This is a genomic window from Streptomyces kunmingensis, from assembly GCF_039533535.1.
Lineage (GTDB): Bacteria > Actinomycetota > Actinomycetes > Streptomycetales > Streptomycetaceae > Streptomyces > Streptomyces kunmingensis.
In genome coordinates, this window is the sequence record NZ_BAAATS010000028.1 from 354,559 (window position 1) to 367,271 (window position 12,713).

At 68.1% G+C, this 12,713-nt stretch carries 13 protein-coding genes; 8 read left to right on the forward strand and 5 right to left on the reverse strand.

Features of this window, described 5'->3' with window-relative positions:
- Positions 1-24: 24 nt before the first annotated feature.
- The gene (locus ABD366_RS32615) at positions 25-987 is read right to left on the reverse strand and encodes a cyclase family protein (protein ID WP_324770926.1); all 963 of its coding nucleotides are present in this window, start codon (positions 985-987) and stop codon (positions 25-27) included.
- Complete coding sequence (locus tag ABD366_RS32620) at positions 984-1,985, reverse strand: fumarylacetoacetate hydrolase family protein (protein ID WP_324770925.1); 1,002 nt, start codon at positions 1,983-1,985, stop codon at positions 984-986. Before ABD366_RS32620 ends, ABD366_RS32615 begins: the two co-directional genes overlap by 4 nt.
- A gap of 136 nt (positions 1,986-2,121) precedes the next feature.
- On the opposite strand from ABD366_RS32620, the gene ABD366_RS32625 reads away from it, so the two are divergent.
- Both ABD366_RS32625 and ABD366_RS32630 read left to right on the forward strand, forming a co-directional pair.
- Positions 2,122-3,057, forward strand: coding sequence for a LysR family transcriptional regulator (locus tag ABD366_RS32625; protein ID WP_324770924.1), 936 nt, complete (start codon positions 2,122-2,124; stop codon positions 3,055-3,057).
- A gap of 146 nt (positions 3,058-3,203) precedes the next feature.
- Positions 3,204-4,481, forward strand: coding sequence for a carboxylesterase family protein (locus tag ABD366_RS32630; protein ID WP_324770922.1), 1,278 nt, complete (start codon positions 3,204-3,206; stop codon positions 4,479-4,481).
- Positions 4,482-4,712: 231 nt separating this feature from the next.
- On the opposite strand, the gene ABD366_RS32635 is transcribed toward ABD366_RS32630, so the two are convergent.
- A complete protein-coding gene (locus tag ABD366_RS32635; protein WP_324770920.1) occupies positions 4,713-6,179 on the reverse strand; it encodes a non-reducing end alpha-L-arabinofuranosidase family hydrolase in 1,467 nt (488 codons plus the stop codon).
- Positions 6,180-6,733: 554 nt separating this feature from the next.
- Here ABD366_RS32635 and ABD366_RS32640 point away from each other — a divergent pair.
- The gene (locus tag ABD366_RS32640) at positions 6,734-8,164 is read left to right on the forward strand and encodes an endo-1,4-beta-xylanase (RefSeq protein WP_324770919.1); all 1,431 of its coding nucleotides are present in this window, start codon (positions 6,734-6,736) and stop codon (positions 8,162-8,164) included.
- Positions 8,165-8,343: 179 nt separating this feature from the next.
- On the opposite strand, the gene ABD366_RS32645 is transcribed toward ABD366_RS32640, so the two are convergent.
- A complete protein-coding gene (locus ABD366_RS32645) occupies positions 8,344-8,586 on the reverse strand; it encodes a hypothetical protein (RefSeq protein ID WP_324770918.1) in 243 nt (80 codons plus the stop codon).
- A gap of 372 nt (positions 8,587-8,958) precedes the next feature.
- Between ABD366_RS32645 and ABD366_RS32650 the strand changes: the two genes are divergently transcribed.
- From ABD366_RS32650 to ABD366_RS32670, 5 genes are all read left to right on the forward strand, one after another.
- Positions 8,959-9,105, forward strand: coding sequence for a hypothetical protein (locus ABD366_RS32650; RefSeq protein ID WP_324770917.1), 147 nt, complete (start codon positions 8,959-8,961; stop codon positions 9,103-9,105).
- A 100-nt stretch (positions 9,106-9,205) separates the two neighbouring features.
- Positions 9,206-9,589: a VOC family protein gene (locus tag ABD366_RS32655; protein ID WP_324770915.1), complete on the forward strand. Its 384-nt coding sequence runs from the start codon at positions 9,206-9,208 to the stop codon at positions 9,587-9,589.
- Positions 9,586-10,470, forward strand: a complete 885-nt coding sequence (locus ABD366_RS32660; protein ID WP_324770913.1) for a sigma-70 family RNA polymerase sigma factor — start codon at positions 9,586-9,588, stop codon at positions 10,468-10,470. Before ABD366_RS32655 ends, ABD366_RS32660 begins: the two co-directional genes overlap by 4 nt.
- Positions 10,471-10,593: 123 nt before the next feature.
- A complete protein-coding gene (locus tag ABD366_RS32665) occupies positions 10,594-11,277 on the forward strand; it encodes an alpha/beta fold hydrolase (protein WP_324770912.1) in 684 nt (227 codons plus the stop codon).
- A 197-nt stretch (positions 11,278-11,474) separates the two neighbouring features.
- Complete coding sequence (locus tag ABD366_RS32670; RefSeq protein WP_324770911.1) at positions 11,475-11,618, forward strand: hypothetical protein; 144 nt, start codon at positions 11,475-11,477, stop codon at positions 11,616-11,618.
- Positions 11,619-12,207: 589 nt separating this feature from the next.
- Here ABD366_RS32670 and ABD366_RS32675 read toward each other — a convergent pair.
- A complete protein-coding gene (locus ABD366_RS32675) occupies positions 12,208-12,693 on the reverse strand; it encodes a (2Fe-2S)-binding protein (RefSeq protein WP_324770910.1) in 486 nt (161 codons plus the stop codon).
- Between the last annotated feature and the right edge of the window lie 20 nt (positions 12,694-12,713).

The following is a 12,713-nucleotide window of genomic DNA, read 5'->3' on the forward strand; positions in this document are numbered from 1 at the left end:
TCTGCTGCTGGCGGAAGTTGGGGACTACTTGACGGCGATCGGGTTCACGGGTGAACCGACGGCTCCGGTGATGGGCAGGGGAGCGGCGGTGAGCCAGAAGTCGTACACGCCGTCGTCCGCGCAGTCGGCGGCGAGCGCGTCCAGGTCCCACATCTCGCCGATCAGCAGACCCATGTTGGGGATCGCGACCTGGTGCAGCGGCTGGAAGGCGTGCTCGAACTCGTTCGGGCGGACCTCGAAGCCCCAGGTGTCCGTGGCGATCGCGGCGATCTCGGTGCGGTGCAGCCAGCCCGCCGAGGTGAAGGAGAGGCCGGGCGCGGGGCCGCCCGCGTACTCGCCCCAGCCTTCACGCCGGGCGCGGGCCAGCCGGCCCGTGCGCACGAGGACGATGTCGCCGCGTCCGATGGTCAGCCGGTGTGCCTCGGCCGTCGCGGTCAGGTGTGCCTCGGTGATCGGGAAGCCGTCCGGCAGTTCACCGTCCTCGCCCACGACGCGGCCCACGTCGAGAAGGACGGCGCGCCCGGCGACGTACGGGGCCATGTGTTCGATGCCGGTGACGAGGTCACCGTCGGAGGTGACGACCTGTTCGGCAGGACGCCCGTTCCACGCCTTGCCGTGGTCGAAGATGTGGCCGAGCCCGTCCCACTGGGTGGAACACTGCAGGGGCATCGCGATGACGTCGTCGGCGCCACCGAGACCGTGCGGGAAGCCCTGGTTGCCGAGGGCGGCGTCGGTGCCGGTGTCGAGCATGGTGTGCACCGGGTTGGTGCGTCGCCGCCAGCCCTTCTGCGGTCCTTCCATGTCGAAGCGCTGGGAGAGGGAGAAACTGACCCCGCGTCGTACGAGCGCGGCGCCCTCGCGGCGCTTGGCCTCGTCGAGGAAGTTGAGGGTGCCGAGCACGTCATCGGCGCCCCATCGGCCCCAGTTCGAGTACGCCTCGGCGGCCTGCGCGATGCTCCCTTCCGGGTCCGTGCGGTCCAGGGTCACGGCGTCACCTCCGCCAGGCACCGGGTGCGCTGTGCGCCGAGCCCGGTGATGGAACCGTCCATCACGTCACCGCCACGCAGCAGGCGTCCCCAGTGCATGCCGTTCCCGGCGGGGGAGCCGGTCAACACCAGGTCGCCGGGGAGGAGTTGAGCGCTCTGCGAGGCGTAGGACACCATGCGGGCCACATTGAAGATCATGTCCTGGGTGGACTCGTCCTGCATGGTCTCGTCGTTCAGCTTGAGGACCAGGCGCAGATCGTCGGGGTCGGCGATCGACTCGGCGGGCACGATCCACGGGCCGAGCGGGGTGAAACCCGGCGCGTTCTTGCTGCGCAGCCAGTCGGTGCCGATCTGCGGCATGTCGCGGCGGAAGACGGTGGCCCGGTCGGTGAGGTCGTTGGCGATCGTGTACCCGGCGACGTACTCCAGTGCCTCCTCGACGGAGACGCGGTGCGCCGGGCGACCGATCACGGCCGTCAACTCCAGTTCCCAGTCCGGCTTCTCGGCCCACGCGGGGAGTACGACATCGTCGTAGGGGCCGGTGATGGCGCTCGGCAGGCCGATGAAGACGTACGGCAGGTCTTCCTTGGCCCTCCGGTCCATGATCTCGGCGGCCTCGGCGCGGCGCTCGTCCTCCGGGCGGTCGTCACCGGGCGCGCGGTGGGCGACGTGCAGATCGATGACGTGCCGGCGGTAGTTGGCGCCGGACTGGAACACCTGGCGCGGCTCGACCGGGGCGTGCACGCGGAACCCCGCCAGCGGCGCGCGCTCCAAGGACGCGTCATCGGCCAGCGCCCGCAGCCTCGGCAGTACCGCGGGCCAGTCCTCGAGGAGGCGGCGGACGGTCAGGTTCGCGTCCTTCATGGCGCCGCGCAGGTCGACGACGTGCTCGTCGGGCGTGACCAGGGCGGGGAACGCGGGACCGTCCGGGGACGAGAGCGTCGCCAGGGCGAAGGGGCCGGCGAAGGGCGCGGATACGGGAGCAGGTTTCACGGACATGTCCTCCAGATTGCGGTGGGTCCAATCTGGACCCGCCACCCGCGATCAGGGAAATAGATTGCGTGGATGTAAGTCATCCGTCGGGTAAATTTCCACTGGTCAGCGCCGACCGACGCCGCACAGCAAGGGAAAGTCCGTGAATCTGGCCCGCCTGGATCTCAACCTCGTCGTCGCGCTGCGTGCCCTGCTGGAGGAGCGCAACGTCACCCGTGCCGGTCAGCGCGTCGGCCTGAGCCAGCCCGCGATGAGCGCGGCCCTGGCCCGGCTGCGCCGCCACTTCGACGACGAGCTGCTCGCCCGCGTCGGGGGCCACTACGAACTGACCGCCCTCGGGCAGGTCCTCCTCGACCGCACCTCCACCGCCTACGACGTTCTCGAGCGCCTCTTCTCCAGCCAGGCCGAGTTCGACCCGGCCAAGGAAAGCCGTGAGTTCAAGCTGGTGGCCTCGGACTACGCCGTGTCCGTTTTCGGCGCCGAACTCGCCCGCGTGGTGCACGAGGAGGCCCCTGGCATCCGGCTGCGCTTCGCGCAGACCCCGACGACCGTGGTCGAGGACACCGCCACCCTGCTCAGCGCGGTCGACGGACTGCTCATGCCGCACGGCGTCATCAGCGACTTCCCCGCCACCGACCTCTACGACGACCGATGGGTCTTCGTGGTCTCCGACGACCACCCGAGCGTCCCGGACCGGCTCACCCGCCAGGACCTGGCGGACCTGCCCTGGGTCACCTATCAGCGGACCTACGACGCACCGGCCGTCCGCCAGCTCGGCATGCTCGGCGTGGAGCCACGCGTGGAGGTGTCCGTCGACAGCTTCCAGCTCCTGCCGCTCCTCGTGGCCGGCACCCGGCGCATCGCCATGGTCCAGGCACGGCTCGCCCGGCTGCTCGCGCCCCTCGCCCCGGTCCGGGTCGTGGAGCCTCCCTACGAGGCCGTTCCGTTGCAGGAAGCCCTGTGGTGGCATCCGGTGCATACGCACGACGCCGCGCACATCTGGCTGCGGGAGACGGCGGCGCGGGTCGGGGCGACGTTGGCTCCGCCGCACCTGTCCGCTACGCGGCGACGCCGTTAGCATGCTGGTGACACCCAGACATGTCCTGCCCATGACACCTCCTCACCTCATCCTGTACGTGGTGGGTCAGGGTCAACTCCGATGCATCAGCGCAGTGTTGGGCGTACAGGAGTCGATGAAGCCTTCGCACCCCATAGGGAGTCCGTATGGCAACACGTATCAACCGTCGCACCGTTCTGGCCGCCGGCGCGGGCGGCGCCGCCGGGCTGTCCCTGCCCGGCGTCGCCGCGTACGCCGACAACGGTGCGCCCGCCGGCGTGAGATTCACCCTGAACGCCCAAGTGCTCGACGGCGGTGAACAGGTCACCTCGATCACCCTCGAGACGGCCCGGCTCGGACCGATCGACCCGGCCGGCCTGACGACCGCCACCTTCGGCGTGCACGCCAAGGCCAGCAGTCCGTTCCCCCTCGCGGCCGGCGAGAGCATCGGCGGCGAGTACGACCTCGACCGCACGGTGACCGCCGCCCGGCTCGACAACCGTGGCAACATCGTGCTCGAACTCGGCTATGGCGAGGGCCAGTTGGGGGGCGGTACGCTCGGCTACCTCGCGGACGAGGGCCGCAACGTGATGCTCGACCTCGCCTACACCCTCACGCAGCATGCCCCGATCGCCTCGCGCAAGCACCGATCGATCGTCATCAAGAACTTCGTGCAGAACCCCCGGCTCTCGGACCCCGAGGTGGACGCGTTCAGCTCCCACACCTCCGGCTCGGGAATGAAGTACCGGCTGTTCTCACCCGCCGAGTCCCATTCCTCCCGGCGGGACAAGAGGCCGCTGATCGTCTGGCTGCACGGCGGGGGCGAGGGCGCCTCACTGCCGAACCACTACTACGACAACGAGGTCACGCTGCGGGCCAACCGCGGCGCACTGGGCTTCGCCACCCCGCAGGCGCAGCGCATCTTCGACGGCGCCTATGTGGTCGCCCCGCAGAGCACCTCCTATTGGATGGAGGACGGCCCCCGCTTCGCCCCCCTCATCCACGAGATCATCGACGACGTCGTGCGCAGGAACCGCATCGACCGCGACCGGATCTACGTGGCCGGCTGTAGCAACGGTGGCTACATGAGCATGAAGATGACCACCGTCTATCCCACCTTGTTCGCCGCTTCCGTGCCGATCTGCGGCATCGTCACGGCCTTCCCGCCCGGGGGCGCACCGCTGCTTCCCGACAGCGAGCTGGCCCGGATCAGCACCCCCAGCTGGCTCGTCACCTCCGCGGACGACCCCGTCGTGGACCCGCAGGCCAACACCGTCCACGCGCACGATGTGATCCCCGGATCGCTGATGACGCTCTACGACCACGTCGTCTGGAACGACTACCAGTTCCTCGGCCACTTCTCGTGGATCTACGTTGCCCGCAACGATCCCCGCATCGACGGAAGGCACATCTGGCAGTGGATGGCCGCCCAGCACCGGCGCTGAGAGGACGGTATCTCCGGTGGACCGGCGTCACGCCGCGACCGGGCGCCGGCTGGGAGTGCGCCACCCTGGCACCACCGGACGGGTGATCGTCACGCACTAGGACGGCCCGTCACCCGGGGGGGGCTTGGGTCCGGACCGGATCTCCTACGCCGGGACCTGCGCACTGCCCGGCGCAGCGTGACCGTCACGCCGGGCAGTTTTACCCGTTCGGATGCCGGGCCGTCCGAGATGTCAGCGCTGCAGTGTCAGCAGGCCCGGACGGTAGGGCAGAAGCCCGTAGTCGCCGCCCGAGTTGGGGCTGCGCCCCTGGTAGAGGAGTTGGAGATTGCAGGGATCGACGGTCATGGTCTGGTCCGCGCTGGTCCGGAGGAGCTCGCCATGGCTGATGTCATTGGTCCAGGTGGCGCCACTGTTGGCCTTGCCCGCGAAGGGATTGCTCTCGGTGGCGGCCTGCGGTGTCCATGAGCCGTTCAGGCTGGTGGCCGTGAACGAGCGGAAGTAGCGGCCCTGCGAGCCGATCGCCTCGACGATCATGAGGTAGCGGTTCTGGCCCTGCAGCTTGTAGACCTGCGGGGCTTCGAACAGGTTGTTGGTCGTATCGCTCATGACGACGGTCGAGGTCGTACCGAAGCTGCCCGGGAAGTTCCCGATCGGCATACTGGCCCGGTAGATCTTGCCGTTGTCACCGGCGAAGAACAGGTACATGTTCGTCCCGTCACCGATGAGCGTCTGGTCGATGGGGCCCGTTCCGGAGCCGGAGATGCTCCCGGAGAAGAGCACCTGCGGGGACGACCAGCCGTTCGGGTTGGTCGGGTCGCTCGACGTCCGGTACGAGAAGGCGGTCCCGCCCCACTGGTAGGTGAGCACCCAGATGTTCTTCGGCGCGAAGTAGAAGAGCGTGGGCGCGACGGTGGAGCTCGACATCGTGTTCTGGCCGGCCGAGGCCATCTCCGACCAGTTGGTGAACAGGTTGAAGTTCATCGAACCCCAACTCGTCCCCGTGTCGTGCGTCGTCGCATACACGAGCTGCTTGCCGTTGTAGGGGACGACGGTGAAGTCCTTGAGCGAGACCCAACCCGACTTGGGTTGCGCCAGCGCGCCCGTCGATGTCCAGCGGTACGTCGATGGAAGATCGCACGCGTTGCCGTCGTCGCCGCCGACCTTGACGAGCTTCCACTGCTGGTTGGTGCCGCCCCAGTCGTCGTACTGGACGATGTTCGCGCTGTCGGCGGTGGAGGCGCCCTGTACTTCGAGGGCCTTGTTGCTGTGGCGTGATATGAGCCGTACGTAGCCGTCCGAACTGTCGGCCAGCCGCCACTGTTGGTTGGTGGCGTTCAGGTCGGTCCACTGGACGACCGAGCCGCCGTTGGCTGTGGACCAGTTGTAGACGTCCAGCACTTTGCCCGAGAGACGGGACTTGATGCGGTAGTAGCCGTCCCCGGAATCGACGAACTGCCACTGCTGCTGACTCTGGTCGTTCCTGGTCCATTGGGTGAGGCGGGCGCCGTCGCTGGTCGCCATGTTGTAGACGTCAAGGGCCTTTCCGCTGTTGCGGTTGACCAGCACGTACGAGGCGTTGGGGTCCACGGTCGCCGCGCGAGCGGGCTCTGCGCCGAGGAAGGCGACCACGAGCAATAAGGGTGCGAGGAGAGCGAGCAGGCGTCTTGGACGGATCGGGGACGGGTGGCGAACCCACATCGGAGAACTCCTTGGGGGCGGGAGCGAGCGGACCCGGATGAACCGCGGAGCGGCCCATCGGGGACGGGCCAGTACGAAAACTTTCGGAAAGATTCCGGTTTCTTTGACGCCACAAGCTAGGAATGTCAGCCCCTCAGGTCAAGGCCTCATACTGCTCTGGCCGCAAACAGTGCCTCCTTCGCGGGCTTAACGGGAGGTCACCTCCGCCGAACAATCTCCTCCGCCTCGGCATGCGGGGTTTCGCAGTTTCGGGCCTACGGTCGAAACTTATTCTGCGAAGAGTGTTGACGAGTCACCGTCAACCCCTCGATCATCCCTGTCTGAAGAACCGGCCACCGTTCGATAAGCCGAACGGTGTTGGCCGGGCAATCTGTGCAGCACGACAGGTCCACCCACAGCTGCATGACAGGTCCACCCACGGCTGCACGACAGATCCGCACACCGAAGCACCTGCACCACCCGGTTTCGGCCCGGTGCAATTCGCAGCAGTGCATGCGTGCTGCCCAGTTTCCAGCCCGGCCCGTCCGCGTGATTTCTACATTGGAGGCACAGCCATGGGCTCGTACGCCCTTCCCAGACCCGTTGTCCGCCGCAGGAGGCGCGATGTGCTGGTGGCGCTGCTCGTCGGCGTCCTCGGCGCGGTCGTCGCACTGGTAGCGCCGCCGACCGCACACGCCGCCGAGAGCACGCTGGGCGCCGCGGCGGCGCAGAGCGGCCGCTACTTCGGCACCGCCATCGCCTCGGGCAAGCTCGGCGACTCGGCGTACACGTCGATCGCCGGCCGTGAGTTCAACATGGTGACGGCCGAGAACGAGATGAAGATAGACGCCACCGAACCGCAGCGGGGTCAGTTCAACTTCTCCGCCGGTGACCGCGTCTACAACTGGGCGGTGCAGAACGGCAAAAAGGTGCGCGGCCACACCCTGGCCTGGCACTCCCAGCAGCCCAGCTGGATGCAGGGCCTCAGCGGCAGCACCCTGCGCCAGGCCATGACCGACCACATCAACGGCGTGATGGGCCACTACAAGGGCAAGATCGCGCAGTGGGACGTCGTGAACGAGGCCTTCGCGGACGGCAGTTCGGGTGCCCGGCGCGACTCCAACCTGCAGCGCTCCGGCAACGACTGGATCGAGGTGGCCTTCCGCGCCGCGCGCGCCGCCGACCCGGCCGCCAAGCTCTGTTACAACGACTACAACGTCGAGAACTGGACCTGGGCCAAGACGCAGGCCATGTACAACATGGTCAAGGACTTCAAGCAGCGCGGCGTGCCGATCGACTGCGTCGGCTTCCAGTCGCACTTCAACAGCGGCAGCCCCTACAACAGCAACTTCCGCACCACCCTGCAGAACTTCGCCGCCCTCGGCGTCGACGTGGCCATCACCGAACTCGACATCCAGGGCGCCTCGCCCACCACCTACGCCAACGTGACCAACGACTGCCTGGCCGTCGCGCGCTGCCTCGGCATCACCGTCTGGGGTGTGCGCGACAGCGACTCCTGGCGGTCGCAGGACACGCCGCTGCTGTTCAACAACGACGGCAGCAAGAAGTCCGCGTACACCTCTGTCCTCAGCGCACTCAACGGCGGTACCACTACGCCCCCTGCGGACGGCGGACAGATCAAGGGCGTCGGCTCGGGCCGCTGCCTGGACGTGCCCAGCTCCAGCACCACCGACGGCACCCAGGTCCAGCTCTGGGACTGCCACAGCGCCACCAACCAGCAGTGGACGTACACCGACGCCGGTGAGCTTCAGGTTTACGGCAACAAGTGCCTGGACGCCGCAGGCACCGGTAACGGGGCCAAAGTCCAGATCTACAGCTGCTGGGGCGCCGACAACCAGAAATGGCGCCTCAACTCCGACGGATCCATCGTCGGCGTCCAGTCCGGCCTCTGCCTCGACGCCGTCGGCAGCGGCACCGCCAACGGCACCCTGATCCAGCTCTACTCCTGCTCGAACGGCAACAACCAACGCTGGTCCCGCGCCTGACGATCGAGGTGCCCGCCGCCGTGGACCCGGCGCTCGCCGAGGCGACGGCGGCGGACACCGACGGCAGTGTTGTCAATATGTTGGTCCGGCCGAGCTAAAGGCAGCAGTCGGGTCCGTCCGCTGTTCGCCGCGACGGTATCGGCTGTTGTTGAAGGGTCTTCGCGGGCAGTGCTGTGGGGCTACGACTGGCCGGCGGAGTCGGCGGTCGCTTCTTGGGCTCGCAGCATCTGGGCCAGGGCTTCCAGACTCTGCGCGGCGGCCGCGCCGCCACCGCATGTCAACGAGGCTATGAGGTTGCCGAGCAGGCCGGCCCGGTCGGCGACGATCCGGACCTGGCCGACTTCGACGATGAGGCCCAGGAGATCCAGCCGCAGTCCCTGGGGGATGTCGAGCACGACACATTCTGGCGTAGGCGTTGTCATTCTTGAGCTCCCTCTTGAAGAGCTTGGTGCTGTTCCCTGTTCCCCTTGCGCGCTGTCCATACCCGTGCGCGCGGCCGCGCCCGATGCCGCTTCACCGCACGTCCGGGCCGCCCGGGTTGTCCGTCGGTCCAGTCCTTGCTGTTCGGGGGAGGAGGCCGGGCGGAGTCGAACGTTATGGGGCGGGGCTCCTTTACGCCGAAGAGAGGACTGCCAGGCGGCTGCTGGGCCTACCGCTCCATCGGCTGGTCCACGTACTGCGCACCCGCGGGACGTTGCACCATGCCCGGCGCCTCGGCTGTGACAGATGCACGACCGTGCGCCGCAAGATCGCGGCGCCGCCAGTTGGTGGTGAGTGCCCGAGCTCGGAATTACGTGCGCCGCGTCCCCGATCCCGTCGACCGGCGCAAGGTGACCGTCGAGCCGGTCGGCGAACTCGCGGACCTCGACCGCGTCATGGCCCCGCGCGACAGAAGATCGGCTGCGCGACTGCCGTGCCTGGGGGCCGGAGTGGCAGGCTGACCGGACGGACGGCCCTGTTACCTTCCCGGCTCGGCATTCGTCAGGGGTGTGACGGCCGAATACGAACGGGCGTCGCACCTACGAATGGATCGGGAACCGGATGCTGACCAACATCATGTACGTGACGGTCTACGTCACTGATCAGGACCGCGCGCTGGAGTTCTACGCCGAGGGACTGGGCCTGGAAAAGCGGCTCGACTTCCCGGGACCCGACGGACGCTTCCTCACGGTCGGCGTGCCCGGCAGCCCGGTGCAGATCGTTCTGTGGTCGCATGCGCCGGCCGCGGGACAGCCGGGCGGCGCGGGCGCGCCCGGTCCGCTGATCCTCGAATCCGAGGACTTGCGGAAGGATTTCGAGATCATGCGCCGGCGCGGCGTCGTCTTCGAAGAGCCCGAGCCCGTGGACTACGCGTTCGGGGTCCGCGTCGAGGCGGTGGACCCGGACGGCAACCGGGTCTCGCTCCGTCAGCAGCGAAAGCTGTGACCGCCCACCCGTCCGGCCACGTGGCCGAGGCGTTCGAAGCCCAGCGCGACCGGTTGCGCGCCGTCGCGTACCGCGTGCTGGGCTCGCACGCCGATGCCGAGGACGTGGTCCAGGAAGCCTGGATGCGCCTGGTCCGCCAGGACGAGGCGACCATCGGCAATCTGGCGGGCTGGCTGACCACCGTGGTCGGCCGCATCAGCCTGGACCTCCTGCGATCCCGCCGAGCCCGCCCCGAAACGGACTACGAGGAGGAGTTCGGACACCTCGTGGTGACCGCCGACGACGGCCCCACACCGGATGAGCAGGTGGCGCTGGCCGATTCGGTCGGCCTCGCCCTGCTCATCGTGCTCGACTCGCTCACCCCGAGCGAACGCCTGGCGTTCGTCCTGCACGACATGTTCGCGGTCCCGTTCCAGGACATCGGCCAGATCCTGGGCAGATCCACCGACGCCACGAAGATGGTCGCCAGTCGTGCCCGCCGCAAAATCCAGGCCAAGGACCGGCCGGCGGGCGCCGGCCGCGAGCACCGCGAGGTCGTCCAGGCATTCGGCGCCGCCGCCCTCAGCGGCGACTTCGAAGCGCTCCTGCGTGTCCTCGACCCGAATGTGAAGCTGACCGTCGACACCTCCGACGGCGTGGTCGTCACCCTCGGCGCCACCAAAGTCGCCGCCGGCGCCCGCATGTTCTCCGGCGAGGTCGCCCGCCAACGGCCTGTGCTGGTCAACGGCGTCCCCGGCCACATGTCCTGGAGCCCCGACGGAACACCTCTCTCCCTCATCGCCTTCACGGTCCGCGAAGGCCGCATCGCCGGCATCCACATCGTCGTCGACCCGGCCAAACTCGCCTCGATCCACCTGCCCGCCCGGGACCGTGAGGCATGAGGCATGAGGCATGAGGATTGACCTTCGACCGGCTCCCCTCTGACCGGAGTCCGGGGGCCGGTGTCAGACCCTCCCGGTAGCGTGCCGACAAACAAATGCAACTCCTCTCCCGGGAGAACCACCGTGGACATCCTGCTCATCGCCGGCTTGTGGCTCGACGGAACCGCATGGGACGACGTCGTGCCCGAACTTGCCGCGCTCGGCCACCACCCCGTGGCGCTCACACTCCCGGGTCAGGGCGACGGCGCCGCCTCCGCGACGCTCGACGACCAGCTGGCGACCGTAGTTGCCGCGGTTGACGCGGCGCCCGGAAAACCTCTGGTGGTAGGGCATTCCGCGGCAGCGACCCTGGCCTGGCTGGCCGCCGACGCACGACCGGAGAAGGTGGCCAAGGTCGCCCTGATCGGTGGCTTCCCCGCCGCCGACGGGTGTGCCTACGCCGATTACTTCGCGGTCGAGGACGGCGTCATGCTCTTCCCCGGCTGGAGTCCTTTCGAGGGCGCGGACGCCGCTGACCTGGACCAGCAGGCCCGGGATCGCTTCGCGGCCGCCGCCGTTCCTGTTCCCGAGGCGGTCGCCAAGGGAGTCGTGCGCCTGACCGACGAGCACCGCTTCGATGTCCCCGTCGTGGTCGTCTGCCCCGAGTTCACCCCCGCCCAGGCCAAGGAGTGGATCGCCGCCGGTGAAAGCTCTGATCTTTCCCGCGCTGCCCACCTCGAGTACGTAGACCTCGACTCGGGCCACTGGCCTATGGCCACCCGCCCCCGAGAACTCGCCCACATCCTGGCAAAGGCCGCCACCTCCTAGGAGCGACCGGGAGCTGCGCAGGGCGCTGCGCTGCGCAGCTCCCGCGGTCGGCTGTACTCCCGCGGTTGCCCCAGCTCAGTTCTTGCTCAAGACCCTTCGAGCACAAGCAACTGCATGGAACAGTGTGGTCACTGCTTGTTGTTCAGTGCGCAAAGCAGTACAGAGAGCCGGAGTTGTCACCAACACGGGGAGCCGCTATGTACCGCAACAACGAAGAGATCAAAGTGCAGGTCGAGCAGCGCCGTGACCGCATCGAGCACAAGACACCCATGGGGCCGTTCCTCGCGCTCGCCGCAGTCGTCGTCGTCATTCTGGCTGTGTTCGTCGTCATCGCCAGGTAGCTCCTGCCCGGGGCGGGCGGCCGGTGTGCCCCGCCCCGGGGCGTCCGGTCCTTCGGACGCGGGTGCGGGGGCGTCGGTGGTCGTGGATCATCGAGGGCTCCTTCTGAGGGAGATGTGCCGGGGACGGAACGTGCCGGGGGCGCACCTCAGGAGATGACGAACTCCACCAGGCCGGCGCCGAGTTGTTCCTTGGGCAGTGGGTGCTTGCCGTCCTAACGTTGTTGATCTCCCGCCGTCGCCTACGGCGATGAGGGGCGATCAATAAGCGGCGGCTGCATAGAAGGAGGCTGCTCGTGGCCAGTGCGTTTCAGGAGCGCAAGCTCAGGGGGATGTTCGCCGCGTTCAGCGCGGACGGCGACGGTTATCTGCGCGGGGATGACTTCCGGGCGCTTGTCGCCCGCTGGAGGCACCTGTCGGCGGCGGCGCCCGGAACCGAACTCGGAGTGCGGGTGGAGTCGATGCTGACGGCGACGGGCGCATCTCCGCTGAGGAGCACCGTCGTCTCGTGGAGACGTGGAACGGCCGGTCCGTCGACAGGACGGGTGTTTTCGAACTGCTCGACCGCGACGGCGCCCGGCGGGCATGACCTCTACATCTTCCGCATCTGTGCCGCACCGGTTCTGATGGCTTCGCGTATGCGGAAGTAGGTGCCGCAGCGGCAGATGTTGCGAATGCCGTCGAGGTCCGCGTCGGTGATCGCGCGTCCCTCCTCGGACGCACGGCGGACCACGGCCACGGCGGCCATGATCTGGCCGGGCTGGCAGTAGCCGCACTGGGCCACGTCGTGGTCGAGCCAGGCCTGTTGCATCGGGTGCAGGTCGGTGTCGACCGTGTCCGCGAGGCCTTCGATCGTGGTGACCTCGTCGGTCGGCCGTAGCGCTCCGACCGGGATCGAGCAGGGGTTGACCGCTCTGCCGTTGAGGTGACTGGTGCATGCCTTGCAGACGTTGATGCCGCAGCCGTACTTGGGGCCGGTGACGCCCAGGATGTCGCGGAGTACCCACAACAGCCTTACGTCCTCGGCGACTTCGACGGTGACCTGTTCGCCGTTGAGGCGGAAGGTGTGCTCGGGCATGGGGGCTCCTTGCTGGAGGG

Excerpts from the sequence above, each read along its gene's own strand:
- ABD366_RS32620 (WP_324770925.1), bottom strand. The coding sequence starts at position 1,985 with ATGTCCGTGAAACCTGCTCCCGTATCCGCGCCCTTCGCCGGCCCCTTC.
- ABD366_RS32630 (WP_324770922.1), top strand. The coding sequence starts at position 3,204 with ATGGCAACACGTATCAACCGTCGCACCGTTCTGGCCGCCGGCGCGGGC.
- ABD366_RS32635 (WP_324770920.1), bottom strand. The coding sequence starts at position 6,179 with ATGTGGGTTCGCCACCCGTCCCCGATCCGTCCAAGACGCCTGCTCGCT.
- ABD366_RS32640 (WP_324770919.1), top strand. The coding sequence starts at position 6,734 with ATGGGCTCGTACGCCCTTCCCAGACCCGTTGTCCGCCGCAGGAGGCGC.
- ABD366_RS32645 (WP_324770918.1), bottom strand. The coding sequence starts at position 8,586 with ATGACAACGCCTACGCCAGAATGTGTCGTGCTCGACATCCCCCAGGGA.
- ABD366_RS32655 (WP_324770915.1), top strand. The coding sequence starts at position 9,206 with ATGCTGACCAACATCATGTACGTGACGGTCTACGTCACTGATCAGGAC.
- ABD366_RS32670 (WP_324770911.1), top strand. The coding sequence starts at position 11,475 with ATGTACCGCAACAACGAAGAGATCAAAGTGCAGGTCGAGCAGCGCCGT.
- ABD366_RS32675 (WP_324770910.1), bottom strand. The coding sequence starts at position 12,693 with ATGCCCGAGCACACCTTCCGCCTCAACGGCGAACAGGTCACCGTCGAA.